The 26,195-nt window shown below is 59.5% G+C and carries 30 protein-coding genes and 1 pseudogene; 12 read left to right on the top strand and 19 right to left on the bottom strand.

Annotated features, from left to right (window positions below):
* From CSE6_RS00555 to CSE6_RS00545, 3 genes are all read right to left on the bottom strand, one after another.
* Positions 1-351: a hypothetical protein gene (locus CSE6_RS00555; protein WP_034380816.1), complete on the bottom strand. Its 351-nt coding sequence runs from the start codon at positions 349-351 to the stop codon at positions 1-3.
* A 76-nt stretch (positions 352-427) separates the two neighbouring features.
* Entirely contained in the window at positions 428-1,273 is an 846-nt protein-coding gene (gene dsbG / locus CSE6_RS00550; RefSeq protein ID WP_052088796.1) for a thiol:disulfide interchange protein DsbG, read from the bottom strand.
* A gap of 56 nt (positions 1,274-1,329) precedes the next feature.
* Positions 1,330-2,751, bottom strand: coding sequence for a prolipoprotein diacylglyceryl transferase family protein (locus tag CSE6_RS00545; protein ID WP_238585622.1), 1,422 nt, complete (start codon positions 2,749-2,751; stop codon positions 1,330-1,332).
* 184 nt (positions 2,752-2,935) lie between these two features.
* Here CSE6_RS00545 and CSE6_RS00540 point away from each other — a divergent pair, with 184 nt between their 5' ends.
* From CSE6_RS00540 to CSE6_RS00525, 4 genes are all read left to right on the top strand, one after another.
* Positions 2,936-3,610 (top strand): response regulator, encoded by a 675-nt coding sequence (locus tag CSE6_RS00540; RefSeq protein WP_003062385.1) that lies wholly within the window; start codon positions 2,936-2,938, stop codon positions 3,608-3,610.
* A complete protein-coding gene (locus CSE6_RS00535; RefSeq protein WP_083994655.1) occupies positions 3,610-5,427 on the top strand; it encodes an ATP-binding protein in 1,818 nt (605 codons plus the stop codon). The genes CSE6_RS00540 and CSE6_RS00535 overlap by 1 nt, the downstream gene beginning before the upstream one ends.
* Positions 5,428-5,609: 182 nt before the next feature.
* Complete coding sequence (locus tag CSE6_RS00530) at positions 5,610-6,329, top strand: c-type cytochrome (protein WP_034354112.1); 720 nt, start codon at positions 5,610-5,612, stop codon at positions 6,327-6,329.
* A gap of 17 nt (positions 6,330-6,346) precedes the next feature.
* Entirely contained in the window at positions 6,347-7,324 is a 978-nt protein-coding gene (locus CSE6_RS00525) for a c-type cytochrome (protein WP_059439669.1), read from the top strand.
* A gap of 286 nt (positions 7,325-7,610) precedes the next feature.
* Here CSE6_RS00525 and cyoE read toward each other — a convergent pair whose 3' ends face one another.
* Positions 7,611-8,516: a heme o synthase gene (gene cyoE, locus CSE6_RS00520; protein WP_003062379.1), complete on the bottom strand. Its 906-nt coding sequence runs from the start codon at positions 8,514-8,516 to the stop codon at positions 7,611-7,613.
* A 24-nt stretch (positions 8,517-8,540) separates the two neighbouring features.
* Positions 8,541-9,719: a heme A synthase gene (locus tag CSE6_RS00515; protein WP_034406124.1), complete on the bottom strand. Its 1,179-nt coding sequence runs from the start codon at positions 9,717-9,719 to the stop codon at positions 8,541-8,543.
* Positions 9,720-10,378: 659 nt separating this feature from the next.
* On the opposite strand from CSE6_RS00515, the gene CSE6_RS00510 reads away from it, so the two are divergent.
* Complete coding sequence (locus tag CSE6_RS00510) at positions 10,379-11,686, top strand: integrase family protein (protein WP_059439668.1); 1,308 nt, start codon at positions 10,379-10,381, stop codon at positions 11,684-11,686.
* A 507-nt stretch (positions 11,687-12,193) separates the two neighbouring features.
* Here CSE6_RS00510 and CSE6_RS00500 read toward each other — a convergent pair.
* From CSE6_RS00500 to CSE6_RS00470, 7 genes are all read right to left on the bottom strand, one after another.
* Positions 12,194-12,685 carry a class I SAM-dependent methyltransferase gene (locus tag CSE6_RS00500; protein WP_059439666.1) on the bottom strand — a complete coding sequence of 164 codons (492 nt, stop codon included), beginning with the start codon at positions 12,683-12,685 and terminating at the stop codon, positions 12,194-12,196.
* A gap of 89 nt (positions 12,686-12,774) precedes the next feature.
* Complete coding sequence (locus tag CSE6_RS00495; protein ID WP_059439665.1) at positions 12,775-13,359, bottom strand: hypothetical protein; 585 nt, start codon at positions 13,357-13,359, stop codon at positions 12,775-12,777.
* Positions 13,359-14,504, bottom strand: a complete 1,146-nt coding sequence (locus tag CSE6_RS00490; protein ID WP_059439664.1) for a hypothetical protein — start codon at positions 14,502-14,504, stop codon at positions 13,359-13,361. Before CSE6_RS00490 ends, CSE6_RS00495 begins: the two co-directional genes overlap by 1 nt.
* Before the next feature lie 52 nt (positions 14,505-14,556).
* Entirely contained in the window at positions 14,557-15,249 is a 693-nt protein-coding gene (locus tag CSE6_RS00485) for a hypothetical protein (RefSeq protein ID WP_046462749.1), read from the bottom strand.
* Positions 15,250-15,386: 137 nt separating this feature from the next.
* Positions 15,387-15,644 carry a hypothetical protein gene (locus tag CSE6_RS00480; protein ID WP_034380790.1) on the bottom strand — a complete coding sequence of 86 codons (258 nt, stop codon included), beginning with the start codon at positions 15,642-15,644 and terminating at the stop codon, positions 15,387-15,389.
* A gap of 123 nt (positions 15,645-15,767) precedes the next feature.
* Positions 15,768-16,988 carry a GGDEF domain-containing protein gene (locus CSE6_RS00475; RefSeq protein WP_046462748.1) on the bottom strand — a complete coding sequence of 407 codons (1,221 nt, stop codon included), beginning with the start codon at positions 16,986-16,988 and terminating at the stop codon, positions 15,768-15,770.
* A 269-nt stretch (positions 16,989-17,257) separates the two neighbouring features.
* Positions 17,258-17,656 (bottom strand): hypothetical protein, encoded by a 399-nt coding sequence (locus tag CSE6_RS00470; RefSeq protein WP_059439698.1) that lies wholly within the window; start codon positions 17,654-17,656, stop codon positions 17,258-17,260.
* 38 nt (positions 17,657-17,694) lie between these two features.
* Between CSE6_RS00470 and CSE6_RS00465 the strand changes: the two genes are divergently transcribed.
* The gene (locus CSE6_RS00465) at positions 17,695-18,024 is read left to right on the top strand and encodes a hypothetical protein (RefSeq protein WP_152668527.1); all 330 of its coding nucleotides are present in this window, start codon (positions 17,695-17,697) and stop codon (positions 18,022-18,024) included.
* Here the strand turns inward: CSE6_RS00465 and CSE6_RS00460 are convergent.
* From CSE6_RS00460 to CSE6_RS25970, 3 genes are all read right to left on the bottom strand, one after another.
* On the bottom strand, positions 17,992-18,963 hold the full coding sequence (locus tag CSE6_RS00460) for a recombination-associated protein RdgC (protein ID WP_059439663.1): 972 nt from the start codon (positions 18,961-18,963) through the stop codon (positions 17,992-17,994). The genes CSE6_RS00465 and CSE6_RS00460 overlap by 33 nt on opposite strands.
* Before the next feature lie 64 nt (positions 18,964-19,027).
* Positions 19,028-19,225, bottom strand: coding sequence for a hypothetical protein (locus tag CSE6_RS00455; protein WP_039051124.1), 198 nt, complete (start codon positions 19,223-19,225; stop codon positions 19,028-19,030).
* A 47-nt stretch (positions 19,226-19,272) separates the two neighbouring features.
* The gene (locus tag CSE6_RS25970; RefSeq protein ID WP_193751081.1) at positions 19,273-19,410 is read right to left on the bottom strand and encodes a hypothetical protein; all 138 of its coding nucleotides are present in this window, start codon (positions 19,408-19,410) and stop codon (positions 19,273-19,275) included.
* A 941-nt stretch (positions 19,411-20,351) separates the two neighbouring features.
* On the opposite strand from CSE6_RS25970, the gene CSE6_RS00450 reads away from it, so the two are divergent.
* Positions 20,352-20,612: a hypothetical protein gene (locus CSE6_RS00450; RefSeq protein ID WP_059439662.1), complete on the top strand. Its 261-nt coding sequence runs from the start codon at positions 20,352-20,354 to the stop codon at positions 20,610-20,612.
* Positions 20,613-21,041: 429 nt separating this feature from the next.
* Here the strand turns inward: CSE6_RS00450 and CSE6_RS00445 are convergent, their stop codons facing one another.
* From CSE6_RS00445 to CSE6_RS00430, 4 genes are all read right to left on the bottom strand, one after another.
* Positions 21,042-21,263, bottom strand: coding sequence for a hypothetical protein (locus CSE6_RS00445; RefSeq protein ID WP_059439661.1), 222 nt, complete (start codon positions 21,261-21,263; stop codon positions 21,042-21,044).
* A gap of 19 nt (positions 21,264-21,282) precedes the next feature.
* Positions 21,283-21,840 carry a hypothetical protein gene (locus CSE6_RS00440; RefSeq protein WP_059439660.1) on the bottom strand — a complete coding sequence of 186 codons (558 nt, stop codon included), beginning with the start codon at positions 21,838-21,840 and terminating at the stop codon, positions 21,283-21,285.
* Between the two features lie 1,007 nt (positions 21,841-22,847).
* Positions 22,848-23,090: a hypothetical protein gene (locus tag CSE6_RS26380; RefSeq protein WP_152668526.1), complete on the bottom strand. Its 243-nt coding sequence runs from the start codon at positions 23,088-23,090 to the stop codon at positions 22,848-22,850.
* 88 nt (positions 23,091-23,178) lie between these two features.
* Positions 23,179-23,514 (bottom strand): hypothetical protein, encoded by a 336-nt coding sequence (locus tag CSE6_RS00430; protein WP_148728250.1) that lies wholly within the window; start codon positions 23,512-23,514, stop codon positions 23,179-23,181.
* 92 nt (positions 23,515-23,606) lie between these two features.
* On the opposite strand from CSE6_RS00430, the gene CSE6_RS00425 reads away from it, so the two are divergent.
* The 5 genes and pseudogenes from CSE6_RS00425 to CSE6_RS00405 form a co-directional block, all read left to right on the top strand.
* The gene (locus tag CSE6_RS00425) at positions 23,607-23,888 is read left to right on the top strand and encodes a hypothetical protein (RefSeq protein ID WP_059439658.1); all 282 of its coding nucleotides are present in this window, start codon (positions 23,607-23,609) and stop codon (positions 23,886-23,888) included.
* Positions 23,881-24,327 carry a hypothetical protein gene (locus CSE6_RS26375; protein WP_238585621.1) on the top strand — a complete coding sequence of 149 codons (447 nt, stop codon included), beginning with the start codon at positions 23,881-23,883 and terminating at the stop codon, positions 24,325-24,327. The genes CSE6_RS00425 and CSE6_RS26375 overlap by 8 nt, the downstream gene beginning before the upstream one ends.
* On the top strand, positions 24,324-25,043 hold the full coding sequence (locus CSE6_RS00415; protein WP_059439657.1) for a phage antirepressor KilAC domain-containing protein: 720 nt from the start codon (positions 24,324-24,326) through the stop codon (positions 25,041-25,043). The genes CSE6_RS26375 and CSE6_RS00415 overlap by 4 nt, the downstream gene beginning before the upstream one ends.
* Positions 25,040-25,993, top strand: a complete 954-nt coding sequence (locus CSE6_RS00410; RefSeq protein ID WP_059439656.1) for a hypothetical protein — start codon at positions 25,040-25,042, stop codon at positions 25,991-25,993. The genes CSE6_RS00415 and CSE6_RS00410 overlap by 4 nt, the downstream gene beginning before the upstream one ends.
* Positions 25,983-26,195: pseudogene (locus CSE6_RS00405) on the top strand (hypothetical protein); the annotation flags it as partial. The gene CSE6_RS00410 and the pseudogene CSE6_RS00405, both read left to right, overlap by 11 nt.

Raw genomic sequence — 26,195 nt, 5'->3', positions numbered from 1 at the left:
TCAGCTGCGGATATAGGTCCAGCCATCCTGCTGCATGCGGGCGATGGCTTCGACGGCGCCCATGGGCAGCACCTGAATATTGTCCGGTGCGCTGATGCCGGCGTTCCTGAGCGTGTTGGGGCACAGCAGCACATGTGCCAGAGCAGGGCCCATGTCGTCCGGCTGGTCCAGCACGGCTTGCACGGCCTGGGCATTGACGACAATCCAGACTTCCAACTCGGGGTTGGCGGCTTTCAGGTTCTTGAAGTTGCCGCGTGCGCGGACCAGTGCTTGCGTGCTGGGTGCGTGCAGCACGATGCGGGTGCTGGGGCGCAGGGCGGGCAGCAGGGGGGTCCAGTCAGGTCGGCTCATGGTGTTGGGGCAGATTTGCTAGCGCGATGATAGCCGCTTGCAAATTCTGTGCAGGGGCTATGCGGTGACTTGAATCCTAATGTGCGGGCGACTTGGCGGGAGCTTTGTCCATCAACTCGTCCAGCAGCCCGGGCGGCATGCCGGTGCGGATCTGCACCAGCCCCTGGGCATTCTTCCAGATCGTCACGGGTGTGGCACGCAGGCCTGCATTGCTCATCAGCGCGGCGTTGTTGGCTAGTGCATCGCGGGCCGACAGGGGGATGCGCTGCAGCGGTGCAATACCCAGGACATCGGGATTCTTGCCATGAGCGTCGGCATAGGCCATGGCATGGCTGGCAAGAGCCTGCTCGGGTGCCTTGGAGGCCAGAATGGCGGCGGCCTTGCCTTCGCTGCTGGGGCGCAGCATGCCCACCAGAATATGGCGCAACTGCAGCTGGCCAGCTTGCACCAGTGGCCTGGCATCGCGCCAGAGCTGGTTGCAATAGGGGCAGTTGGGATCGGTGAACACATAGGCGATGCGGGCGGCATCGGGCTTGCCGTCGCCAATCCAGTGTGTACGCTCCAGATCGGTCCAGAACTCCTGGCCCATGGGCTTTTGCACGGCGTTGTGCAAGGCTTTGGCGTTGACATCCTTGCCCTGGGCATCGATGACGGTGCCAATCACCCAGTGCTTGCCGTCAGGCATGCGGTAGATGGGGATGGGCTGCTGGTCGCGGTAGGCGGCCCAGGCCTTGAGGCCACCGGAGCTCTGCATGGGGCCCACGATCTGCAGGCCTTGCTCGGCGAGAAACTGCGCTGAGGGCAGGTCGCTGCTTGCCGCACCGCTTGCTGCAGCGCCGCTGGCGGCAATCACGTCGCGGGTATAAGCCACGGCCACCACGGTGGCGGCGGCTGCAGCGAAGATGGGGAGGATCAGCGCCATCAATTGGCGTGACAGGGGCTGTAAACGTGGCACGATAAACCTTTGTCCATCTTGAGTCATGGGGCCTGTGTCGGGGGTGCAATGATGCGCAGCTGCTCGCTCAGACTGGCGCGGGAGAGCTCCCCCATACGCGTGGACCGCAGGCGTCCGTTCGCGTCATAGAAATAGGTGGATGGCAGGGCGCGTTGCTGCCAGTGCTGACCGGCGAGCTGCTCAGGGTCCAGGAGCACCTGGGCAGGGGGTAGAGGCATGGACTGCAAATAGCGCAGCACTGCAGCGGCGTCTTCACCCTGGTTGATCCAGATGAAACGCACACCTGGATGGTCTTTTTGCGCTTGGGCCAGTACCGGCATCTCGCGCTTGCAGGGCGGGCACCAACTGGCCCAGAGGTTGATGACCAGCGGTTGACCGCCGTAGCTGCGCAGATCCGTGGGCTGAGCGGCAGCGCTGACCAGCGTCAGAGAGGGGAGTGAAGCCTCTGGAGGCTCAACCCAATTTCGCAGTGTGTAAGCTGCCGTCAGAATGAAGGCACCCACACCCAGGGACTGCAGCACGCCACGTTTCAGGAGTGCATGGCTGCGGCAGCTCCAGGCTGCCCAGAGAACCGCCACCAGCAGTCCGGCCCAGAGGTTCCAGCCACCGTCGCGAATATCCAGAATCTGCAGCACGCTGGTGGGAGATGCGCTCACGGGCGCCCAGTACTCGGGCCACCATTGCACGACGTAGGCCGTGCGCGCCGCCACCAGTCCGGCAAGCGTGGCCTGAAGCAGCAGAGCCTCTACAGGCTGATCGCTTTGCCGCTGCCTGTGCCGCGCCCACCACTGGCTGGCAAACAATGCCAGAAATGCGGCAAGAGCCATGGTGGGCAGAGCGAGAGGGCCTATCCGCACACTGGCGGGCAAGGCCAGTGCCTGCAGCAAGCCGGGCTGAGCTGTTTCGGTATTGCCTTCGCTCAGGGCTGGAGTCGGGGCATCCGCATTCCCGTCCATGCCTGCTTGAGCGGCGCTGATGCTCTGCTGCTGTACCGGGTAGCAGATGCCTATCTCGGCACAGCCCTGCCATTGCAGCTCCAGCGGCCATTGCGCCGACCGTTCAGGCAGCGTGGCCTGAATGCGCAACTCCCGGTGAAAGACCTGCACATGGCCAAAAAAGGCATCGCTCAGGGTCCGTCCTTCAGGAATCTGCAGTGGTATTGGCTGACCCTGAGCATCGAGCAGGCGCAACTGGTCGCGGTAGAGATAGTGACCAGGAGCAATGTTCCAGCGCAGCTCCAGCAGGCGGCGGCCATCAGCCTCTGTCTTGATGGCGCTTTGCTCGGCGTGGACCAGCTCGAAAGCCTGTTCGGCAGTCAGGACTTCGGGTTGCGCTGCGGGCTTGTCGGCATTCAGGCTGGGCAGGGTCAGCGGCTGTGCCCAGGCAGTCATCCCCGTCAGCAGGACTGAAAGCAGAACGAGGGCTGCGGCAGAGCGAAGAGACATGAATGGTGGTGGCTGGGTGTCTTGGATGAGGCAGCCCCGCATCTTGGGCGCAAGGGATTAAGCAGGGGTGAACGCTGCGAAAAGACAAATCTGCGATGCTTGACCGCTTCGGATAAACAAGGCGCGTAACGGGTGCTCACATCTCCGGATGTGATGGTGCGGGTGGCGGTTGCGCAGTGAAAAAATGCATGTGCTGTTAGTGGAAGATAACGCTTTGGTCGCCAGCGGGGTGAAGGCGGGCCTGCAGCTACAGGGCTTTGGCGTGGACGTGGTGGGTTGTGCCAGCCAGGCTGATGCGGCCCTCAAATCCTCCCACTTCGATGTATGTGTGCTGGATCTGGGTCTGCCCGATGAGGACGGTCTGCATCTGCTTGCGCGGTGGCGCCGTCAGGGGCTGGAGCTGCCGGTGCTGGTGCTGACCGCACGTGATGCAGTGGACCAGCGCATCGAAGGCTTGCAGACCGGGGCTGACGACTATCTGGTCAAGCCCTTCGATCTGCACGAGCTGGCGGCACGGCTGCATGCGCTGCTGCGACGGGCGGCGGGGCGTACCGTGGACTGGATTGTGCTGGGCGATGTCAAAGTGGATCTGGCCGCCGGCCAGGCCATACGGGAGGGCAGCATCGTGGACCTGTCGCGTCGTGAATGGGCGTTGCTGCGCGCGCTGCTGCAGTCGCCCGGGCGAGTGCTGAGCCTGGAGCAACTGCGCGACAGCCTCTATGGCTACAGCCTTGATGTGGAGAGCAACGCGGTCAATGTGCATGTGCACCATCTGCGTCGCAAGCTGGGCTCGGACATGGTGGAGACCGTGCGTGGTGTGGGTTTCAGGTTAGGGCGCGTGCAGGGAGGCAGTTGCTGATGCGCAGCCTGCGGGTCCGTTTGCTGGTCTGGCTGTGTCTGGCGCTGTGCACTTTGTGGGGCGGTGTGGCCGCCTGGATGTTTGCCGGCATGAGACATGAGCTGCGCTCCGTGCTCGACGACCGGCTGATTGCATCGGCCCGCATGGTGGCGGGCATTGTTCACCAGTTCAAGCCGCACAACACCAGTCCCGAGGACTGGGGGCCCATGCTCAATGTGGTGGCGCGTGATGGTGTGGCTTGCGAGGTCAGCATGATTCGCAGCGAAGTGCAGACTGCACCTACGCATGATGCTATGGATGCAGATGCTGTGTCGGACGAGGCGAGCGGCACGGCGGCTCGCCCGGCACTGATTCCCGCATCTCCGCTGGATGCACCGCGCGCCAAAACCGTAAAGACCGGTCGCGCCGGGGATTTCGCAGATACGGCTTCCGAGCAGGCGGCCGAGCCTACCGATTCTCAGGTGCTGGCTCGCACTGCGGGTGCGCCCAGCTTCCAGGGGCCGCTGCCGCTGGGCTTCTCGAGCATCACCAAGGGCGGCAAGCCCTGGCGTACCTATGTGCTTGAGGAGCATGGCGTGCGCATTGCCACGGCCGACCGCATCGATGTGCGCGAGGGACTGATACATGGTTTCGCCTACACCATCATCCTGCCCTTTGTGCTGGCGCTGCTGGCCAGCATGGTGTTGATGTGGTGGGGGGTGACACGCGGCCTGCGTCCCCTTGAGTCGCTGCGCCAGGAGTTGAGCGAGCGTCCGCCCGGAGATGATTCGCCCGTGGCGCAAGGCCGGCAGGTCAAGGAGCTGGCGCCACTGGTGCAGACCATCAATCACCTGCTGCAGCGCGTGCACAAAGCCATTGAGCGCGAACGTCGCTGGAGCGACGATGCCGCCCATGAGCTGCGCACTCCGCTGACTGCCGTCAAAACCCATGTACAGGTGGCGCAGATGGCGGTGGCCAATGCGGGGTCTCAGATGGTGGCTTTGAGGGATCAGCCCGGCGCTGGCAAAGAGGATGCTGCGCCCAGGCCGATTTCGGAGACCGCACAGTGGCAGATGACCCGGCAGGCGCTGGAGCAGGCGGGGGAGGGCGTGGAGCATTTGCAGCACACGCTGGAGCAATTGCTGCTCTTGGCCAGGCTGGATTGCCAGCCGGTGAGCGAAGATGCAGGAGGCTCTCGCGCCATGGCCTGCGGTAGCGAGCCCGCCTGTGCTTGGGAGGCTCTGGAAAAAGCCTGGGGATTGGCCGCCACGGCCATTCCTTCGGGCTCGCTGCGCCTGCGCTGGTTGCCTCGGCAAGCCCTGAATGACGCCAGGCTGCAGGACTTGCGTGTGGCCGTGCCTCAGCCCCTGCTGGTGTCGGCATTGCGCAATCTGATGGAAAACGCCTTGCGCTATGGGCAGCAGGCAAGTGGCGAGCCGGGCGACTCTGCGGTGCTGCTCGGCCTGCGCCACATTCCGCAGCTGGCGCAGGTCGGCGGCGACAAGCCGCAGGCGATGCCTGTCAATCCTGCCGGTTATGTGGAGTTCACGGTGATTGATCATGGGCCCGGGCTGAGCAGCGAGGACTGTGCCGTGGCGACCCAGCGCTTCTGGCGCAAGCAGCATCAGGCCCATGGCAGCGGTCTGGGGCTGGCGATTGTGCAGCGCATTGCACAGTGCAGCGACGGTGAGCTGGAGCTGCTGCCCTTGGCCCAGTGGCAGCAGCATAAGGGCTATGCATTCGAGCAGGTGCACAACGGCCTGGCGCCAGAAGCGGCGACAGGGCTGGTGGTGCGTTTATGCCTGCCGGTGAAGTCCTGTGCTGCGCTGCCTGATTAGTCAGATTGGGGGAGCCAATTGTTTGCAGCATTAATTGGCTCTTAATCTTCCATAGGTATCTTCGGGCAATGTGCTTGCTGTCATTGGGCTGCTTTGGCTCGTGACATTCCAGGTCAGACGTCGGCGTTCAGCACACGCCTGATGTGCGGCAGATCTGAGCCGCTTAAACCTCCATTCCCAAGATGAATCGCTTGAACACAAAGACTCTGCCCCGGTCGTGGGTGGCTGTCGGCATTTCCATGCTGATGGCGACCAGCGCCTGGGCGCAAGAACCTGCTGCCGCCAAGGCTGCATTGAACGGCAATGTCGCTGCCGGTGCAAAGATAGCTCAGTCCGGCTCGGCCGGCGGTGCGGCTGCCTGTGTCACCTGCCATGGTGCCAAGGGCGAGGGCCAGCCTGGCTTCCCTGCACTGGCGGGCCAGCACGCCGGTTACCTGGAGCGTCAGCTGAACCAGCTGGCGGCTGGAGCCCGTCAGTCCGCTGTCATGGCTCCCATGGCCAAGGCCTTGAGCGAGCAGGAACGCGCCGATGTGGCCGCCTATTACGCCAGCCTGCAACTGCCTATCAAGAGCGTGCGTGGTGCCTTGCCCGGCAAGAGCGACGATAGCGGTGCCTGGTTGGTCGAGCGTGGTCGCTGGGCTGACGGCATTCCTGCCTGTGCGCAGTGCCACGGCCCCGGTGGCGTGGGCGTGGGCAAGGACTTTCCGGCCATCGGCCATCTGACAGCCGACTATATGCAAAGTCAGATCGATGCCTGGAACAAGGGGCAGCGCGAGGCCGGCCCACTGGGTCTGATGGGGGCTGTGGCCAAGAAGCTCACGGCCGATGACGTCAAGGCCGTTGCTGCGTATTACCAGCGCCTGCACAACCCCGCTGCTGCAGCAGCAACCGCCAAGCCTTAAGAGTTCGGGAGTTGACAATGTCGGACAAACAACAAACTGCTTCCAAAAGCTCCAATCTCGCTGAATACGCGGTGGTGGCCTGCCTGTTCGCCGGTCTGGGCGGCGCGCTCTGGTATGGCATGAGCATCAGCAGCCCCAAGAAGGTTGAAGAACCAGCCAAGGTGGCTGCGCCTGCAGCAGACGCCAAGGCCGTGACAGTGGCAGCCAAGCCCGGCGAATTCACACCTCCCGGCGTCAGCGACTATCCGGAAGGCCCCATGGGCGAGTGGGTGCGCCGTGGCGAAGCGATCTTCACACGCACGCCGGTCAATGCCGTAGGCTTCTCGGGCAACCCGCTGAGCTGCACCAATTGCCACCTCGATGCGGGTCGCTTGAAGGGCGCAGCCCCCATGTGGGGGGCCTACCCCATGTACCCGGCCTATCGCAAGAAGACCGACCATGTGGACACCTTTGCCGAGCGCGTGCGCGGCTGCTTCATGTACTCCATGAACGGCAAGGCACCGGACGACGGTCATGACGTTCTGGTGGCACTGGAGTCCTATGCCTACTGGATGGCACAGAAGGCCCCCACGGGCGAGAAGCTGCCCGGTGCAGGTTTCAAGAAGGCGGGCAAGCCCGAAGAGACTCCCACCTATGAAGCCGGTGCCAAGGTTTATGAAGCCAAGTGCGCGCTATGCCACGCAGCAGACGGCAAGGGCCAGTTTGTCGGCGATGTGGCCGTGTTCCCGCCGCTGTGGGGCAAGGACTCCTATAACTGGGGTGCCGGCATGCATGACATCGACAAGGCGGCCAACTTCATCAAGAACAACATGCCCTACGGCAATGCAACGCTGAGCGATCAGGAAGCCTGGGATGTGGCGACCTTCATCAACAGCCAGGAGCGTGGCCAGGATCCGCGCTTCAACGGCAATCTGCAGGCCACGGCCGAAAAGCACCATGGCCAATACTCCATGTACGGCAAGGAAGTGAACGGCAAGCTGCTCAAGGGTCTGTAAATGGACGCTTGATTAGGTCTGCCGGATGCAGGCTCAAGGCCAGCCCTGTAGTCGGGGCTGGCCTTTTTTGGTGATCGGGGTGATCAGAGTGGGTGTCCGGTCAAGCCGCCGTTGAGCCGTCAGCGGTACGTTGCGCCCCGGGGCGGAGCCCGGGGTTTGGCAGGGCTGCGCAAGATCCATTGAATCCGCACCCAAACCTAGGCTCGGAAAGCACGGGAAGATCACTTTCCGACAGACGTAGAAAAGCCCGGCGAGCCGGGCTTTTGCAATGGCAGGGCTTGAAAGATCAGGCCATGAACAGGTAGTGATCCACGAGCAGGGCGAGAAACAGCAGGCTCAGGTGAAGCAGTGAAAAACGGAATGTGCGGCGCGACAGCTCGTCCGAGTAATTGCGGTACAGGGCCACGGCATAGGCGATGAAGCCTGCACCCAGAACGACAGCCGCGAACAGATACAGCCAGCTGCTCATGCCGTACATGAAGGGCAGCAGACCGGCCGCAAACAGCACAACGGTGTAGAGCAGAATCTGCAGGCGTGTGTATTCGCTGCCATGGGTCACGGGCAGCATGGGCAGGCCGGATTGGCGGTAGTCCTCCACGCGGTACAGGGCCAGGGCCCAGAAGTGGGGCGGAGTCCAGAGGAAGATGATGAGGAACAGAATCAGCGCCTCGGGGCCGACATTGCCCGTCATGGCGGCCCAGCCCAGCACGGGTGGCATGGCGCCTGAAGCTCCGCCGATCACGATGTTCTGTGGCGTGGCGGGCTTGAGAACCACGGTGTAGATCACCGCATAGCCGACAAAGGTGGCCAGTGTCAGCCACATCGTCAGCGCATTGGTCCAGACCAGCAAGATCGTGGCGCCAATCATGCAGAGAATGGCCGAGAAGGCCAGTGCCTGCTGACTGGAGAGTTCGCCGCGCGCCGTGGGACGCCAGGAGGTGCGCTTCATCTTGGCATCGATATGACGTTCCACCAGGCAGTTGAAGGCCGCAGCGGCAGCCGCCACCAGCCAGATGCCGACGCAGGCGACGCCCATATGTATCCACTGATTGGCCGTGGGCCATCCGGGCACGGCCAGCACCATGCCGATCAGGGCGCAGAACACGATGAGCTGCACCACGCGCGGCTTGGTCAGCGCATAGAACTGGCTGATTCGCGAGGTGTTGTTCAACAAGGCTTCACTTTGACTCATGCAATCACTCTTTTGCGCTATGCCTCAGGCAGGGCGGTGCGCCATTTCAGGGTCGGGGGCGGTGACGGCATGGCTACGCGTCACGGCCAGGCTCCAGACCACAATCGTTACCAGGGCCGCGGCTCCACCGGTGTGGAGCACGGCCGCCACCAGGGGCCAGTCCAACACCACGTTGGACAGACCCGTCAGAACTTGCAGCACCGCAAAAAATCCCAGCAGCCGGCGCTGCTTGGCCAGTGCAGGGGCATGGCGCAATGCCCACCACAGGCTGGCCAGTGCCAGAACCACCACATAGGCTGCCAGCCTGTGGGTGTAGTGGATCGCGGTCAGCGCTTCGAAGCTGATGTGGCTGCCGTCCTTGAGCATGCCCAGAGGGCGCCAGATCTGCAGCGCTTCGGCGAAATTCATGGCCGGCCACCAACTGCCCTGGCAGCCAGGGAAACTCGTGCAGGCCAGCACGGCGTAATTGGTGCTGACCCAGCCGCCCAGGCTGACCTGGGCGACCAGCAGCGCCAGACACAGCCATAGCGCGATGCGCAAGCGTCCGGCAATCGGGGCCGCAGAGCGACCGGCCTGCTGCTGGCTCAGTCCCGATGCAGGAATGGCCAGCAAGGCCAGCAAGCCGGTACCGCCCAGCAGATGCAGGGTGACGATGGCCGGAAACAGTTTCATGGTGACCGTCAAGGCACCGAAAGCGCCCTGTATGCAGACCCATACCAGAGCCAGAGTCGGCCACCAGGGGTTGGCCGCGCCGCTGAAAGACGCATGCTGGCCCTTGCGCCTGGCGGCCCGTGCCTGCTTCCAGCTCATGACCGTCATGGCAATGATGAGCACGCCGACCGTGGTCGCCAGATAGCGGTGAATCATTTCCACCCAGGCCTTGCCATGGGTGACCGGGCCGGTCGGCATGGCAGCTTGCGCCTCGGAGATCTGGGCATGTGCTGCGATAGGGCTGGCCGTGCCATAGCAGCCAGGCCAATCAGGGCAACCCAGGCCCGAGTCCGTCAGCCGTGTGAAGGCGCCGAACAAGACCAGATCGAAGGTCAGGAACAGCGTCAGCACGCAAAGGGCCTGCAGACGTTTGCCGGGGCCGGTGCCGCGACTGCGCCACCAGACCCAGCACAAGGGCCCCAGGGCCAGCACCAGACCGAAAGCCATCAGCTCCAGCGCAGGAGCCAGGTCATAAAGCTGCTGCTCCGTCATGCCGCAGCTCCGCGGGCCGGCTTCCATCGTCCAGCCGCCTGTGCTTCAGACAAGGCACGGCGGTCAGCAGGCAGGAAAAAATCGCAGAAGCAAAGCGGCATGATTCGGCAGGGGCGGTCAGTACTTGACCAGTATTTACAGAAATTATTGAAGATCTTGGTCAAGCGTAAAACGCGAGGAACCTGCTTGCCCGTAGCGAGACTTGCATGCTCCAGGACCAGGACTTTGCTCGACGCTTGGAGCAGCAGTTGAATGCAGGCTCTTTGATCCCGCACAATTTTACCCATGTGATTTGAGGCTAGGCAGTCGTGACCGGAGTGTCCCTAACAACGAGGAAGAAAGGCTTGTCCTCAAAACCCTGCTTTCGGGGAAACTCCGAGGCAAAAAATTGCCCAAATGCTCCGATTTTGAACGGAGGCTACACAGCCTTGATGTACGATAGCCCAAGCTCGCAGCCTGGAACTGTGAGCGTGTCGAAGACAGCTGCAGTCGTGGCTTCGTCGCAGACGCGGGTGTCGTTCAATGGTAGAACGGCAGTTTCCCTCTGAAAACTGCATAAATTCCACAAAACCTATACTAAAACCTATACTGACTCTTTTCCCTATACGGACGAGTTTGATTGGGTTTGGTTGAGGCTAAGGCCGAGGGCTCAGGAAGTTATGTACTTTGACGTTCGCGCAGCCAAGCTGCTTGCACCCGGTGAGGTGCTAGCCGTTGAGGGATGCCCAGGCCTACGCCTTGTGGCAGTTAAATCGTCCAAGACTTGGACTTATCGCTATCGAGATGTTGCCGGTCGCCTCAAGCAGGTCAAGCTGGGGTCTTGGCCTGAGATGAACATTCAGGAGGCGCTTGGCATATGGACAAAGTACCGCGCTGACCGTGAGGCGGGTGTCAATATTGTTGAGCAGCGTAAGCAGGCCAAAGAAGAGAGCAAAAAGGCTTTGCTTCCCCAGGAAGAGGCTGTTTATAGCGTGAAGCGTCTGGCGCAGGACTATGTGGACGGGCACCTGGCCCATTCGCGAAAGCCTGAAGGTCTGGCTGCCGCGAAAAGTGCCTTTCTGCGATTGTTTGAGGCGAACCCAGATTTCGCCAACATGCCCGCAGACTCCGTCACTCGACAGATCGCCTTTGGAATCCTTGAAGACAAAAAAATTGACGCACCATGTGCAGCGCAGAAGTTGCGCTCCATGTTTGGCGGTGCCTGGGACTATGCCTTAGACGCAGGCCGTATTTCTGGGGAAACGCCGAACTGGTGGCGATCAGTCCAGAAAGGGCGCTTGCTGTCCAAGGGGAAGAAGATGGGTGGCAAGCACATCGGCCGGCGTAGGCGCTTTTTGACCGACGACGAAATTGGTGTGCTGCTGAATTGGCTGCCCAATATGCATGTGATCGGCAGGGATGCCGTCATTCTGTATTTGTGGACGGGTACCCGAGGATCTGAGATTTTTGGGATGAATGTCGAGCACCTTGCTGAAAAGGATGGCGTCCTGTGGTGGACGATCCCGAAGGCGCTGACCAAGAATGCGCGCTTCCCTGACGCGACAGACTTACGGGTTCCGCTGCTTGGCCGGGCCCGAGAAATAATTCAACGTCGCCGCAGGGAGGCAGACGATGAAGGCAATTTGTTTGTGGGTGCCACAGGCAATCGCTATAGCACCCATACTTTTTCGGGATACCTCTACGACTTGCAGCCATATAGCCCGAAGTCAAAGCGCAAGGGGCGAGTGAGAAAGATCTTGCCTGTGACGGACTGGAGTGCTCATAACTTGCGTCGCACAACACGCACCATGCTCTCCGCGCTAGGCTGCCCCAAGGAGATTGCCGAGGCCATCGTGGGCCATATGCCAGAGAAGATCGAAGGCACTTACAACGCCTACTCCTATGATGCCGAGCGCATTTACTGGCTCGGCAAGGTTGATCAGCGCCTGGAGGAACTGGCTTCTTTGGCTTTGCCTGCACGCCCATAACCGCTGTTGCGTGGCGGCAGTCCGTGTGACACGGGCAGGTTACGAGCCACAGCCAACAGCTCTTCATACAGCCAACCGATGCGACCAGGTGAGATTTCACGCGCCGGAGGGTATCGCTTGGAGCGCACTTCGCTTTCAAAAGTGGTGATGGAAATGGTTAAGGCCTTCGCCGCGGCCTCCTTGGACAGAATAATGAAGGGGAATGGGGTAGCTGTAGCAGTCATGATTTCGCTTTCGGTGCGGTGAAATATTTGCGGCCAGCCTCACTGGGCTGGTGATTAATGCCGTCCAGCATTCCGGCGCGGAGCAGTGCATGAAGGGTGCTGCTGGCTTAGTTGCTGAAGCTAGTGGCCCGGTTGTATGCGTCCCACAGCGTTTGGCCTTGGGGGCAGCGCGCCTGTTTGCCGCCGGATAGACCAGCAGCGCAGCAAGTAGGGCAGTTGAAGTGGTGGGCTATGTAGGCCTTGTCTTCTGGCAGGCCCACGGTGCTGGCGCTGGTTGCCTGGGTCATGGCTTCATGAAAACGAGCCAGTGAGTCATTCCCGAGCGGCCGCTGACTTGACCGAACAGTGGCTTCTCTGGTGTCAGGGCTAGGACTTCTTTCACTTTCACCTGCGTTTCGTTCCACTTGAACACCAAGGTCCCACCTGGCTCCAGCACGCGGAAGCACTCGGCAAAGCCTTGGCGCAGGTCTTCGCGCCAGTCTGGTCCTAGCTTTCCGTACTTGGCTCCAAGCCATGATTTCGGTCCCGCATGGACAAGGTGAGGCGGATCAAACGCCACCAGCTTGAAGGCCCCATCTGGGAAGGTCAGAGCGCGAAAGTCCATCAGACAGTCGGGCTCGATGCGCAGCACGCGCTGGCCAGTCGCATTGCCGCGTGAGTTGTCAGTGACGGTGATGGTTTCGCGGCGCTGATCCACGAACACCGCGCGCGGGTCTGCTTTGTCGAACCACATCATTCGACTGCCGCAGCAGGCATCAAGAACCGCTGGGTTCATGCGTTGCTCCAAAAAAGAACCCCGCTCAGTGGCGGGGCTCGGGGTTGCGGTTTTGCTGCTTCTCTTGGCGAGCGCGGCGGATCTCTCGTTTAGATGGACGGGCCATTTCGTTTCTCCTGGATTCCGAATTCATTGCCATCGCTGCCCCACATGGGTACGTGCCGGCAGCTGTCACAGCGGTGAAAGTCGTAGTACCCATTGCCGTCAGCGCGGTACGTCCCTTTTTTGCAGCGCGAGCACTGCAGACCGATACGTGAGCGATACAGCGCATCTTTGGCCGCGATAAGGCTTTCTTGGGCAGCAATGATTTCGCCGTCCGTCAGGTGTTGGGGGTCGTCCCCTGGTGGCAGTGGCGCCGCGGCGAGCATTCGCATGTACATACGCCGGTTGTTTGAGTCCCAGCGATCTGGTGCACACGGATGGCTTTTCTGGCTGCGAACAGTTGCCAGCTGGGCTTCTGTCGGCTCCACAGGCACCAGCTTCCAGCCCTGCACCACGGTCCGCCTGACTGGATCGGGTAGGGTGAGGGAGTAGTCCGGCGGGATAACGTCTTTGACCGTCTTGCAGGCGGGGCAGACATGGCGGTATCCCTTTCCTGGTGGGATGTAGAGGCCAGTCGGCGGGTCGTGCTCCGGATGGATGCACGTTTTGTCTGATGGCAAGTCGAAGAACATCACTCGCCCCCTTGCGCTGCTTGGTTTGCGCGCCTGTCAGCCTCCTGGCCCTGTTGCCAGTACATATTCAGGGCCAATTCGATTGCATTCATTGCTGCACCTGCCGCCACGCCGCCATGCTTCCTGTTGTCCAGTGCATAGTGAAAATCGCGCACGGCTTGGCGCACCAATCGCAGCGCATCCTGCTCACTCGCTGCTAGTGCCGCATCCCGCGCGTCTGCCTGCGCCTGGGGTGATTGACCATCCCACCACCAGCCAACAAAGCCGCCATGGTTGATGAAGCCACGTTCTGGCTGCGCACCTTCCACGGGCTTCTCCAGCGCGTAGCCGGTGATCTGGTAGCCGCGCTCCTGCAGGCTCTTGAGCTTCAATGAGGCAACGTGGCAGAAGGCGGGCACCGCCTGCGCGGGAAGTCCGGTAGCAGTAGCCAGCAGGGCGCGCAGCTTGGATTCGATTGACCTCACAGTTTCCTGCTCCTGTGCGGAAGACTTATCCGATAGCTCTTTTGGTTGCCCTGTGTAAATCAAGACTGCCGTTGATGCCCTTTGGATGGACGCCATCTCAACCAGCCGCATCAATTCGCTGACGGCTGCATCAGGCTCAGGCAACACCACTGGCACGGCTGCTGGGGTGGCGTCAAGCGCGGCGCGGGCCTGCCACACATCCCAGCCAAACTGGATGTAGTCATCGTCGCCGCCATAGAACCCGTCTTTAAAAGAGAAGTCGGACGGGACGTAGTGATGGTTGTCAATCAGCTCGCGCTCAAAGGCGGCGCGGTCATCAGGAACTGCCACGGCTGCGGGCGCTGCCTCTGGGGTACGGGGGATGTGAGGAAAGTCAGCCCACCAGTTCACAGCGCTCAAGAAGTCATGCGCGCTGATGTGATACCTGTCTTCGTCGCATGGCGTCTGGTCTTCTGCTGCAAATTGCGCAGTGATGAAATCAGAGCGGAAGAAATCACGCACATCCTGCGCATTTTTGGGCCATGCAATGGGCTGCGCTGCCAGCACAGGGGCTGGCTCCTGAATCTGGTGCAGGCACTGGCCGCGGGCTTCAATAGCCGCTTCATATCCCAGCACCCACATAGCCTTGTCATTGGTGTTCAAGCAGTCAGGTGCATCTGCGATCGTGATCTTGTCTTGCATATAGGTGGCTCCCAGAATGAGAAAAGCCCGCGGCGGCGGGCTGGGGTGTTGGTTAGGTGACTGATGCCTGTTGCTTCACGTTGTCGTAGGCCTTGATTCCCCACGCGATGGCATAGCAGTTCCATAGGAAATGGAATTTGAATTCCTTGCAGTTCCACTCCCAGCAGTCATCCATCTGAAAGCCAGGCACGTCATCACATCGAAAGTCGCGGGCAGCGTCGTAGGCTCGTACTTCGCCATCATCGGCAGTCGATAGAACTTCATCGTTCAGAGCGCTCCAAAGCGCTGCCTTGTCGTCGCTGAATTGGTCGTGCTCCGCCTGGGTGCTGTATTCAGCATCGGGTTCACTGCACTCAACCCAGCTATCAAATGCCTCTTTGACATGCTCCCGAAAGCTATCGGCACTGAACTCCATGACATCCCTTGGTGCCGGTGCGAGCAGCTTCTCGTCCCAATAGCCAGGGTTGATTGCCAGTTGATCAGCGCGGCCTGTTTTGTTGTAGTGCTCTTGATCTGTGCGAAAGAACGTGAACATGTCCTGCAAGCGTCGGAATACGAAAGTTCCCATGTCGCCATCAATGCACAGCGTGCCAGGCCAAGTGATGATGTCGAACCAGTAGGCGCGGCTGGAGGGATCTTTGAACCGCAAATGACGGTTCACACCGTCGTCGCGCATGACTTCCATCTGGTGCGCTTGCGCATCCTTGAGGAAGCGATCCTCGGTGCATGCAATTTCTCGGGGCATTCGTGTCTCCAGAAAGCAAAAAGCCCGCTCAATGGCGGGCAGGTGATGGGTGGATAGGTAGTGACTGGTCGTCCTGACCAACGTCGGCTGAAGCGATGGCAAGCAGCGAGCCGTCTATAGACTGGGGATCCTTGTAGTCAGCAAGACGATCTGGGGTATAGCAATAGCTCCATCAGGTCTGTCTTGGCCACAACGGTGACAAGTCCAGCTGCCACGAGTGCGCGTACAAAGCCGAACCCGTGCTGACGAGCGTTCTCCAGCTGTATCGCCGATTCCGGCTTCTTGTCATAGGCTGCGCGAACCCTGTCAACGATGATCTTCCAATCAGCGTGAAGATTTTCTGGCAACAGTTCGTAGCGATATGCCTGTACGGGTTGTGAAGCATTGCTCGCCATGTCTGCTCCTCGGTGACTCGGCCTATAGATTACGCTTCTTCATTCCTGGAACGCTTTCTATGGAATGAAAAAAGCGGGTGGTGGGCTGTGGTGATTACGGGTGAAACGCTCGTTGCGAGGGCGCTATGTGCTTTTGCTGTAGGGCATGTGGTAGCTTGGGTTTGCAACGGGATCGAGTTCGATGGATATATCCGGATAGTTGCCCCCGGATACGTGCACCCGATCTCGCCCAGCATTTTTGGCTTCGTAAAGAAGCCGATCGGCCTCTCGCAGGGCTTGATCTAATGGCGTGTTGCTGTCGAGCGCTGAAATCCCGAAGCTCAGGGTCAACGTGTAGCCTGATGGGAGAACTTCATTGTTCAAGCGGAGGTCGCGCTGGATGCGAAGGGCAATGGCCTCGGCATCTTTCAGTGAAATCTCCGTCAGCAAAAGCACAAACTCTTCCCCGCCGAACCGTGCGACAAGGTCGTTCTCCCGCACGCTGTCTTTAAGAGTCGTTGAAACCAGTTGCAGAACCTCATCGCCGCGCTTGTGGCCCCAGGAGTCGTTAATGCGCTTGAAGTGATCTATATCGCAGGCCAGCACGGCCATCGGATAGAGCCGTATGTCAGCGAGGCGCTGCTGGGCATATTCTTGAAAAGAGCGGCGATTCAGCAACTGGGTCAACGCATCAAGGTCTCGCTCACGTCGTAGCTTGTCTACCGTTTCCTTCGCGGCAATAGCAGTCATCACCAAGCTGAAGAGCAGCGCGAAGTTCAAGATGCTCACCAGCGTTAGGAGCCAGTAGGGCGACTTTGGCAATGACCGAAGATCCGAGTAGCCCAGCAGCCAGATCAAACCGGGCCGAGTGAAGGTATAGGTAGTGAATGCGATGCTTAGCCAGAGCAGCAATTTATCGAGCCAGTGTAAAGAGCTCATCCTTGAGCGGACCTGCAGGATAGGCAGCATTAGAACCAAGCCCGAGCCTATACTGAAGGAACAGATGCGAACCCAAGGAATCGGATTCACCCAGCTGAAGTGATACACAACGGCTAAGGTGACGATGGAGATCTGCAGTGCAATGTGCGGATGCGTTGATACACGCCACCTGTCCGCCCAGCACTTCGCAAGACACCAGGCTCCCAGCAGATAGATGCTGCCAATCAATAGCGCATAGCGCGTGAGCACCTCAAGGGGAATCAAGGTTTGAGCAGCGAGGGGCAGTGCCGTGAGCGAATAGGCGCAGGCTTGCCAAAACAGAAAGCGCTGGGATCGTTGGTTAAACCAAGCAACCATCAGGACGGCAGCAAGAACCAGTAGCGCCAGAGGTGGTGTCAGTACCAACAAGTTGTAATTCGCGGACATCTGACCAGAGCCTCCCCGATCAAAGAGCAATCATTTCAACCCTGAGCGTTAAACGGCGATCTGGAATCTCGATGCTCGTATTTTCGCTTTTGTCACAAATTATTACGCCACCGCAGGCTGATAGATTGCTGTCAGCCGAACTCTTGTTACGAGCACAAAAGCAGCCAAAAGTCATCAAAAGCGGCCTCAGTTGCACGAATGAAAATCGTTCCAAATGTGTAGCCTTGTCTTCGCGGGTGGCACTGTGTGCAGATCAGATTTTTGATAACTCAGGCGACTACCTTTTTGATCTCTATCAACTGGACTTCCAGCCATCCCGCCTTGACGGTCAGCTCTTTGCATTGTTGAGCTGCCTCCTGAAGGATGTAGGGCTTGCTACGCACTGCAGTGCGCTTGGCTGTGCGCAGCCATGCGGTTTCATCAAACGGCTCCGGCGGATTGCCTCCGGCCTTTTGCGCCATCTGGCAAAGCCGCTCGTGCGCCTGCTTTGCCTCATCCAGCATTCCGGGCTTGATGCCCGAGACGCGCCAGCCTTTGTGAACGGACACCGCATCCGCCGTGGCAGCCAGGCGGCGCTGGCGCTCGAGTTCCATTCCTTGAGCTCGCATAGCGGCCATGCGGGAATCGGTGATGGGGTCGCCGTTGTGATTCACGAAAGTCAGACCCATGGAGGCCTCCAAAGAAAAGCCCACTCTTTGGCGGGTGTATGGTTATTAGAAAAAATCAATCCCAAGTCAGTAAACGGTTGGTTACATTCAGCGCTTTGCTTTGTTCACCTGAGTACGGACCGGGTATGGCACTTGATGATCGAACGCGCAGATTGCTTGAGGAGTGGGAGGTCAAGCACGGTCTGTCAGTCATCCAAAAGAGGCTTGATATGGGCTTGTTTGAGTTCGACCGTGAAAAGCAAAAGAATTGCTATTTATGGCTTAAGGCACGACAAGTCACTCTCTGGACTTCTATTGCTGGCCGACTTGCTTTAGGAAGTGCCGCAGTGGCTGCGTTAGTCGTTGCTTTCACACCTGCGCTGAAGTGATGCGTGGCCGCTGGCGCTGGCAGCCCGCGTGGCGGGCAGGTCACCCAGGCCGTTGCGGCCTTCGCCGCCAAGGGCTTCGATCAGGTCGGGAATCAAGCGCGAGAGCTCGCCGGTGGCAATGGCCACATCGGTATCGAAGCCGCCATCGTCCTGGCTGTTGCCGTCCATGACTGCATCCAGCAGCGCGATGTTCTTGATCTGCAGGCCTTCGGTCAGCACAAAGCTCACGCGGTCATCCCAGGTCATCGCCAGCTTGGTGGGCAGCTTGCCTTGCTCGATGTGCTTGCGGACTTCATCAATATCCAGCGGGTGGCGGGCGTAGCGCACCACGGCCTTGGACTCGTCGCATGCTTTCAGCTCCGTTTCTCGATCCGCGCTGAAGCCGGCGGGCGGCTCCTGTGTCATCAGCCAGTGCGCCATGGCGGCCTGTGGGCTGGTCTGGGTATCCAGCAGTGCCAGGGCAAAGCCGGGCAGGCCTTCGACCAGCAGCGTTACCACCTCGTCGGCGCGCCCCTGAGCGCTGGTATCAAGTACCAGGGTGCGCGCCTGCGGATCGATCCAGACCCACATGCTGCCCTGCTTGGTGAAGGCCATGGGCAGCAGATCGAGCTTGGCCTCGTCCTTGAGGTCGCGCTTTTCCTTCTTGCCGGGCTTGCGACCCTCGGTCTTTTCGATGTGCTCGGCCTTCTCGTTGACCTTGCGGTTGAGCACGCTGGCAGGCAGCACCTTGGCCTCGGTCATGAAGCGCATGACCCACTGACCAGCCACGGATTCGACCAGCAGGCCGTGCTGCTCTCCGCGCGGCGGCACCCAGCCGATGGAGCGCTCCTGCGTGGCGCCGCACTCCTCAAAGACTGTCTTTTGCAGGGCATCCTCCAGCGCCTGCAGATCGCTTTGCCAGCTTTCGGCAATGCGGTAAATGATCATGCTCTTGAACATCAGGACTCCAGAAAAGAGAAAGCCACCGGATCGGTGGCAGGTGGGGTGGAGAATGGCGCTCGGATCACGGCAGCACCTTCAGGCATTGCACGGTCTTGTCATCAATCCACTGGGCATACATGCCCGGACAGGCGAACTCGTTGCGCAGGCTTTGGGTGATGGTCTGGTGCGCATCAGCCTGGACATCAGGCGCCGCTAGCCAGGCCACAAGAAGCAGGGCGCCAACGATGACCAGCAGGGATTCAACAATCGTCTTCAGCATGAGGATCTCCTGTTTAAAAATCGTGTCCAGCTATCCAAGCTGAACGCTCAGAGGGGCCAGGCTTCTGGCGTGAGTGCGATCACCACGGCCGCTCCGACCAGGCAGAAGAGGCCGAAGCCGGTGAGCGCCCATTGAGCCGCGAGCAGCAGCTTTCTGGTGTGGGCAGGGGATGGAGTCGAATGCATGGAATCTCCTGTGGACAAAGAAAAAGCCCGCGAGCGGTTGCTGCGGGCTTGAATAGAGTGCCGGTGACCTTTTGGGTCGTGCCTGGTAAAGAGGGTCAGAGGGAGGGAGGAGAGATGCCCAGGCCCGGCATAACAGGTAGATGGGGCGGAATTCTGCATGATGCTTTTCAGGTGTTCAATAGGAGTTCGGCTTACCTAAAACTGGTACGAAAGAGAAAGTCTGCGAGCGGTTGCTGCGGGCTTGAATAAAGAGCCGGTGACCTTTCGGTCTTGCCTGGGTGAGCAAAAGGGAGTGAAAAGGTGCCCCAAGCCCGGCGAAACTGGTATATGACGCAGCAGTTTTCCCATGGTTAAAGAAAAGGTTCTGCGCCCTCTGGCGTGACCACTGTCGCTCACGACGCAAAGCGCCGTGCTCCCAATTGACGGCAGCCCAGGCCCATTCCTGAGATACCGTACCTGCTTGAGTGGCCACACCGGATGGCTCTGGCTTTGGTTTAAAAGAAGCCACCCCGCGGAGGGTGGCTTAAGGAGGCTTCTCTCACACCTGAGTAGCTGCACTCATTCAAAGACATCAATTAAGGTGAATGCTTTCACCAATTGCAGGTGTTGCCAGTATTTTCTATTGATTGAAGTAAATTAATACATATTTGCTATTTTGATGAACCCTCTATGGCCCTGCGGGGAGAGGTACATGCGAGGCCTAAGCCTGTAAGTGCCTATTGCTTGGCGAGTAGCAGTTTTGTCGCGCGGGTGGTGGTTGGACTCGAGTGCATGTGGTCTCCTGTGGGCAAAAGAAAAAGCCCGCGAGCGGTTGCTGCGGGCTTGAATAAAGAGCCGGTGACCTTTCGGGTCTGTCTGGGCAATGGTTCAGAGAGGGAGGGAGGAGATAAACCCCAGACCCGGCTGGAAACTAGAATGGGTCATCAGACTGGAGGTGCCTCATGACCCAGGAGGAATCTGGCGCATTTGCTGCGATGTCGATGATCTTGACCGCAGTCGTCAAGGCGTTACCGCGCGAGACTGCCCATCAAGCGGCGAGGGAGCTGCGCGCTGCACAACTGGATGCCAAGCATCAGGACGGGCCTGATAGAACGGATCCCGAGTTCAGGCATGGCCGCGATCACTTGGTGAATGCGTATCGCGAGCTTCTCAATAACGTGGCCGAGGGCAACGTCTACCTTGTCGGTGGTGTGAAGAAGTAAAACTGACTTGCCATCTGGCGTGACCACTGTCGCCACGACGCAAGCGCCGTGCTCCTGATCGACGCCAGCCCAGGCCCATTCCTGAGCTGCCGTACCTGCTCGAGCAGTCACGCCAGATAGCCCCCGCTACTTTCCCGGGGTGTTCATGATGGGCACCTAAGACCGGTGCGATTACCCTCTTGCAGTATTCCAGCCGGGCCTTGCAGGCCTGGTTTGTAAGAACCGGGGAGCCGACCCCCGGCACCATCAAGAAAAAGAGCGGATCACCCGGCTTGCGGTCTGTCGGTGGCGGCATCTCGGATTGCCAAACTCCACACCCGGTTTCAGTTTTTCAGTGCCGCGCTCTTTCTTGATGGCCCCGCTGTAGCCCTGCGGGGGAGGGCACATGCATGGCCGCATGCTGGCTCAACGCTCACATTTCAATCTCCATCAGGTCGTCGCAGGCAGCAGAAGCCCATGCTCGCGGCAATAGGCCATCTCTTCGTCGTAGTCGGAATCCACCAGCACCAGCGTGCCGTCAGGGGCGTAAATGTCTCGCTTCGGGGAACCCATGGCGCGCTCTGTGCGCTCCACTCGGTAGCCGTGCCGCGCCCAGCATCCGTTGGGGCTGTTGGGGTTGGGAGGCTGCTGGGTGGTGTTGACTGTTTCCATAGCTTTGAAGTCCGTGTGCCTATGCATTCAGCAAGTGCGCCTTAATGAAGGGCCCGAAAAACGGGTTGTCGCCTTTTTTGTATTCCAGGCGGATACGGTCGCCAGGGTGGAAGCCACCAGGCGGCGCAATATGGGCATCCACTCGAACGTCAAATCCCATGTCTCCACTGCGCACAGTCAGGCTCCAGGCTCCGCTGACGAATTGCTCGGCGCACTGCACAGTGGCGCCCAGGAAAGAGGTCTGCAGGGTGGCTGTCACCACCTCATCCTGCTTTTTGGCAGGAATCAGGTTGTCCACCTTCTTAGGCAACTCAGCCCATGCAAGCGTTTCGTCGGCGCCGTCACTGTTTCGCAGTGGCCGCAGTTCGATATCACGATAGACGACGGTGTTTCGCGGGTCGGGAGGGCAGGTGCGGTCGCCAAACTTGAAGGTGGAGAGGGGGCGCCCTACCCAGTCGGCAGGGATCGCGTGCGCTCCCGGTGTGGCGCGACCGAGGATTTCCAGCAGACAGCCGTTGTTGACGGGGTACTCCAAGTCGTTGACGACGATAGCCAAATCACCAGGCTTGCACTGCATTTCTTCTCCAATAACTGTGTATTTGTACAGTATCTTAGGGTGAGGTTCGGGCCTGGTCAACGTTTAAATATCACTTGATACGGTCGGGTTCTGAGTACTAAAACGATCTTTTATCTTGAAGAGTTGCATATCTGTAGCGATCAACCCGCAGCCCCGCACGCGATGCTGTGGGTTGATTCCCGGGTAACGCTCCGGGCGGCGCCGCTGCTGCGGTGGGCTTTGCTGTTCTTGGTATCCCTGAAAACCTCACCTGTTTGTCCGTGTACCGCGCTTAGGCAGGACTGGAGCCGGGTAGGACTACCCGCGCAGAGCAGCGGCCGTGCCCGCTGGTGCTTGTGCCCGGGGACGCTGCGCATTGGTGCGGCGAACTACATGGGCATTTATGGAGCTGAGAGCAGATTGAATGGGGTGGTCATCTGAGATACTTGCGGTGGGCGCCCGACAACGCCCACTGCGGCTCGTCAAGCCGCTTAAGGTGATGACTGGTGTTGCTGGATGGCTGTCCATCCTTCGCCCGCTCTGCGATAAGAGCGGCAACATCAATCTCAGAGCCGAAGCCAGACTCCTATTCGCGGTAAGAGGCTGGCCGCGCTAGCAACGGCGCGTAATAAGTCGTAGCGGGTTATTGACCCGTGGCCACGGGTCTTCACCGGAGCAATCCAATGAAGACTTCTGTGCGTGTGAGCATCAACATCGATGTAGCCAAGTGCATTCGTGCAATCGGTTTTGTCGTGTTCCTATTGATGCTGTGACCGAGTGGGGCAGGGCGGGAAACCGCCCTGCTACCCGCTGAACTTCTTTCGCGCTCTCAGCGACCACCCCAATCAATCTGTTCTCAAGCTCTCTTTTTAAAGACCTGAAGTGCTGGCTCGATCACTTGGCACCCGTCACACTGGTTTGGTGACGGGATTGAATGTATCAAATGATATTGATTGAGTCAATATCAAAAGATACTTTTTTGACGAAAAAAAAGCCGACAACTGTCGGCTGGTTACATCATTAGGTCTTCAACTTCCGGCGGTCATGGCTTCATTGGCTTCATGAAGCATGCTGGCAATGAGGCGCAGAGTCGTGTGCAGACTGGCGTTATCGTCCTTGATGTTCATTGCGCAGAGCTCGGCCAAGTCTGCAGCCGTTTCCAGCCGCCCTCGGCAGAATGCTTCCCGCTCCTGCTTGGTAGCAAGGCACAGCGTCCCTCCTCCATGGTGGAAAAGCTGTATGGACTCCTCTGAGGAGGGGCTGCTGCTCACAAATACCTCATGAAAATACTGTTGTTCCGTACAGTATTCATGGGCGAGGCGAGTTTGTCAATTTGTCGGAAAGTCAAAAAATCGGGCGTTACGCGCGTGTTTGTGGGAGTTCCAGCATGCCGCGCAGCAGGTTTTCTATGCGTCGAACCTCAGCGGGCTCCAGTTTTGCAATAGCTGCTACCACTTCCCGCGATAGTGCTCGCTCTTGGAATTTTGTGTCGCTAAACCAGCCCGTGGCGCCAGGCAGTTGCTCGCAGAGAACGATAGTTTTTTCAGTGATCGGCCGAATGCCAGAAATCATGTGGTTCACGTAACCACCATCTTTGTACCCCAGCGCACGACCCAAGGCGGCGCGCCCACCCATGTGATCAGCTAACGCAGCTAGGCGTTCGCGTCTGAAGGTGTCAACAGCATCTTTGTCCATCCGAACAGGATAGACAGGCCGTATCTTATGGTACAGATCTGATGACATATCAAAAGGTACGCAATGAGTATCAAAAGATATAGAATCGGCGCATGAGCAAACTTACGCCATGCCCTGAATTGAGGACGTACCTTGAGTCCGAAGGTGCGCTATCCATAGCCCAGCTCCGCGAGAGTGTTGGCGCGAAGAAAGACGACCAGATTCGTCATTGGCGGGATGGCATTCGCCGCCCAAAGCCGATAACTGCGGTTGCCATTGAGCAGGCAACGCAGGGTGCAGTCCCGCGCCAAGTTTGGTATCCCAAAGACTGGGAGCAAATTTGGCCTGAGCTGGCGCAGCCATCCACTTCAACAAAGGAGATGGGCAATGACTGAAACCACCAAGTGCATTACGCAACTCACTCACCTGTCCAAGGCTCAGAACACGGCGCTTGCTGCTGTTCTGGACGCGCTCAAGGGTCTTCCTCCCGAGGACGCTCAGGAGGTCTTGGACCATGCGATCGAGCACCTGGCTGCCGATGATCAACCCCCGATGTTTGCCCGCGGCATCGCTGGCCCGCTGGGAAAGCTGATCTGCGCCGTCAAAACCAAGATTGATGACGTCACCTATGGCCTGTGGCTGCAGTACTGCGCTGCGCGCGGCCTGGATACCGCATGCGTGCTGCGCGACTGCATCTACGCCCTGGTGCACGGCAAGACGTATCGGCAAATGGTGATGGAGAAGATGAACCATGAAGCCAATCGTATTGATGCAATGGCTCGGCTCATAGGTCCATTTGGGGCCCCCGAACTCATGGGGGACCGCAAGCAATGAATCTGACTTCGACCATGACGGCGGCGGCTGTGCCGCTGACGATGAGCAGCCGCGAGATTGCGGAGCTGACGGGCAAGGAACTGGGCCATGTGAACCGCGACATTCGCGCGATGCTGGACAGCCTGCAAGATGATCCAGAACTGGAGCATGTGCGCGAAGACCAGGACGGGCGGGGTTACACCACTGCTTTCCAGCTGGGCCGCGAGCTGACCTACACGCTGCTGGCTGGCTACAACGTGGTGCTTCGCCGCCGCGTCATTGCACGCTGGCAGGAGCTGGAGGCTCAGCAGGCCCCCAAGCTGCCCCAGACCATGGCCCAGGCGCTGCGCCTTGCCGCAGAGCAGGCCGAACAGATTGAAGCGCAACAGGAGCAGCTGGCGCTGGCCGCGCCCAAGGTAGCCTTTGTGGATCGCTATGTCGCAGCCACGAGTGGCGAGAAGGGATTCCGCGAGGTCTGCAAGCTACTGGGCGCCAATGAACATGAGTTCAGCGAATTCCTGGCGCGGGCCAAGATCATGTACCGCCTTGCCGGGAAGATGACGCCCCACGCAGAGCACCTGGCTGCCGGCCGCTTCAAGGTGAAGACGGGCACGGCGCCGCGCAATGAGCATGCCTACGCACAAGCCAAGTTCACCCCCAAGGGTGTGGAATGGGTTGCAGGCCTGTGGGGTTCGCACAAGGCCAGGCTGGCGCAGGAAGGCAGCGCCAGCGCATGAGCACCATTAGCACCTATCTGGATCGGCCAGTGGCCTTTCAGCGCGTTTTCGTGAATCTGGGCGCGGGCATCACCGGCGCCTTGATGCTGTCTCAGGCTATCTACTGGGCCCGTCGCACGGAAGAGGAAGGCTGGTTCTACAAGACCATCACGGAGTGGACCGAAGAAACCGGACTGTCCCGCACAGAGCAAGAGAATGCTCGCGCCAAGCTGCAGAAGCTCGGGGTTTTGGAAATTGACCGCCGCGGTATCCCCGCCAAGCTGTACTTCCGTGTGGACTTCGACGCCCTGCAGAACGCCTTGGAAGCCACCCCCCCTGAAAACAAGATTGCAGGAAACCTGCAAACTGGATTGCAGCAAACCCGCAAACAAGATGCGACCGAACATGCAAGCAAGTCGCCGGGTAAGCCGCAAACTAATATAGGAAAGACTACCAAGAAGACTACAGCAGAGACTACTCCAGAGAATTCTTCGTCCGGGGCTCCCGCCCCAGCCGCCCCGATGCAGGTAGCGGCACCCAACGGCACGGTTTATGAGATTCCAGGAGAGCTGCGCTACCCCGGACCCGAGGCCAAGAGCCACAAGACCTGGATTGCCTACGCAATTGCCTACCAGCAGCGCTACGGCACTTGGCCGCTGTGGAACAAGACGGTGGCGGGCAAGATCACCCAATTCATTGACCGCGTAGGCGCAGAGCTGGCGCCGCGCGTGGCGGTGCATTACGTGCGCCGGGTGCAAGAAGACTTCATCGTCAAGCAGATGCATTCCGTGGGGATGCTGGTTCAAAGCTCGGAGAAGTGGGCAACCCAGTTCCAGACGGGCACCAGCATGACCAGCGCCCGTGCCAAGCAAGCCGACCAGTTGGATGCAAACGCCAGCGTGGCAGACGAGGCAATGGCCATCCTTCGCGCCCAGCGCTCTGCGAAGCAAGGAGGCTTTGATGCTGAATGACGCAGAACTGTCTCGCCTGTGCTCGCAACTGGCCCTGACCTCTGAGGCAATGGGGCATGCGCTGTCTCCTGCCGCTGCAGCGATGATGGCCGATGACCTGAGCATTTACCCGCTGCAAGCTCTGGAGCGTGCACTGAAGCGCGTGCGCGCACAGCACACGGGCAAGCTCGGAACCAAGGTGGTTCTGGATCAGCTTGAAGCT

This window comes from Comamonas sp. E6 (assembly GCF_001010305.1).
Classification (GTDB): Bacteria; Pseudomonadota; Gammaproteobacteria; order Burkholderiales; family Burkholderiaceae_C; genus Comamonas; species Comamonas thiooxydans.
The sequence above is the reverse complement of the archived record's forward strand: the minus strand, read 5'-3'. Positions and strand labels throughout refer to the sequence as shown.

Bases quoted from the DNA above. Each gene is read 5' to 3' on its own strand.
- CSE6_RS00555 (WP_034380816.1), bottom strand. From the start codon at position 351: ATGAGCCGACCTGACTGGACCCCCCTGCTGCCCGCCCTGCGCCCCAGC.
- dsbG (WP_052088796.1), bottom strand. From the start codon at position 1,273: ATGGCGCTGATCCTCCCCATCTTCGCTGCAGCCGCCGCCACCGTGGTG.
- CSE6_RS00545 (WP_238585622.1), bottom strand. From the start codon at position 2,751: ATGTCTCTTCGCTCTGCCGCAGCCCTCGTTCTGCTTTCAGTCCTGCTG.
- CSE6_RS00540 (WP_003062385.1), top strand. From the start codon at position 2,936: ATGCATGTGCTGTTAGTGGAAGATAACGCTTTGGTCGCCAGCGGGGTG.
- CSE6_RS00535 (WP_083994655.1), top strand. From the start codon at position 3,610: ATGCGCAGCCTGCGGGTCCGTTTGCTGGTCTGGCTGTGTCTGGCGCTG.
- CSE6_RS00530 (WP_034354112.1), top strand. From the start codon at position 5,610: ATGAATCGCTTGAACACAAAGACTCTGCCCCGGTCGTGGGTGGCTGTC.
- CSE6_RS00525 (WP_059439669.1), top strand. From the start codon at position 6,347: ATGTCGGACAAACAACAAACTGCTTCCAAAAGCTCCAATCTCGCTGAA.
- cyoE (WP_003062379.1), bottom strand. From the start codon at position 8,516: ATGAGTCAAAGTGAAGCCTTGTTGAACAACACCTCGCGAATCAGCCAG.
- CSE6_RS00515 (WP_034406124.1), bottom strand. From the start codon at position 9,719: ATGACGGAGCAGCAGCTTTATGACCTGGCTCCTGCGCTGGAGCTGATG.
- CSE6_RS00510 (WP_059439668.1), top strand. From the start codon at position 10,379: ATGTACTTTGACGTTCGCGCAGCCAAGCTGCTTGCACCCGGTGAGGTG.
- CSE6_RS00500 (WP_059439666.1), bottom strand. From the start codon at position 12,685: ATGAACCCAGCGGTTCTTGATGCCTGCTGCGGCAGTCGAATGATGTGG.
- CSE6_RS00495 (WP_059439665.1), bottom strand. From the start codon at position 13,359: ATGTTCTTCGACTTGCCATCAGACAAAACGTGCATCCATCCGGAGCAC.
- CSE6_RS00490 (WP_059439664.1), bottom strand. From the start codon at position 14,504: ATGCAAGACAAGATCACGATCGCAGATGCACCTGACTGCTTGAACACC.
- CSE6_RS00485 (WP_046462749.1), bottom strand. From the start codon at position 15,249: ATGCCCCGAGAAATTGCATGCACCGAGGATCGCTTCCTCAAGGATGCG.
- CSE6_RS00480 (WP_034380790.1), bottom strand. From the start codon at position 15,644: ATGGCGAGCAATGCTTCACAACCCGTACAGGCATATCGCTACGAACTG.
- CSE6_RS00475 (WP_046462748.1), bottom strand. From the start codon at position 16,988: ATGTCCGCGAATTACAACTTGTTGGTACTGACACCACCTCTGGCGCTA.
- CSE6_RS00470 (WP_059439698.1), bottom strand. From the start codon at position 17,656: ATGGGTCTGACTTTCGTGAATCACAACGGCGACCCCATCACCGATTCC.
- CSE6_RS00465 (WP_152668527.1), top strand. From the start codon at position 17,695: ATGGTTATTAGAAAAAATCAATCCCAAGTCAGTAAACGGTTGGTTACA.
- CSE6_RS00460 (WP_059439663.1), bottom strand. From the start codon at position 18,963: ATGTTCAAGAGCATGATCATTTACCGCATTGCCGAAAGCTGGCAAAGC.
- CSE6_RS00455 (WP_039051124.1), bottom strand. From the start codon at position 19,225: ATGCTGAAGACGATTGTTGAATCCCTGCTGGTCATCGTTGGCGCCCTG.
- CSE6_RS25970 (WP_193751081.1), bottom strand. From the start codon at position 19,410: ATGCATTCGACTCCATCCCCTGCCCACACCAGAAAGCTGCTGCTCGCG.
- CSE6_RS00450 (WP_059439662.1), top strand. From the start codon at position 20,352: ATGACCCAGGAGGAATCTGGCGCATTTGCTGCGATGTCGATGATCTTG.
- CSE6_RS00445 (WP_059439661.1), bottom strand. From the start codon at position 21,263: ATGGAAACAGTCAACACCACCCAGCAGCCTCCCAACCCCAACAGCCCC.
- CSE6_RS00440 (WP_059439660.1), bottom strand. From the start codon at position 21,840: ATGCAGTGCAAGCCTGGTGATTTGGCTATCGTCGTCAACGACTTGGAG.
- CSE6_RS00430 (WP_148728250.1), bottom strand. From the start codon at position 23,514: ATGGACAAAGATGCTGTTGACACCTTCAGACGCGAACGCCTAGCTGCG.
- CSE6_RS00425 (WP_059439658.1), top strand. From the start codon at position 23,607: ATGAGCAAACTTACGCCATGCCCTGAATTGAGGACGTACCTTGAGTCC.
- CSE6_RS26375 (WP_238585621.1), top strand. From the start codon at position 23,881: ATGACTGAAACCACCAAGTGCATTACGCAACTCACTCACCTGTCCAAG.
- CSE6_RS00415 (WP_059439657.1), top strand. From the start codon at position 24,324: ATGAATCTGACTTCGACCATGACGGCGGCGGCTGTGCCGCTGACGATG.
- CSE6_RS00410 (WP_059439656.1), top strand. From the start codon at position 25,040: ATGAGCACCATTAGCACCTATCTGGATCGGCCAGTGGCCTTTCAGCGC.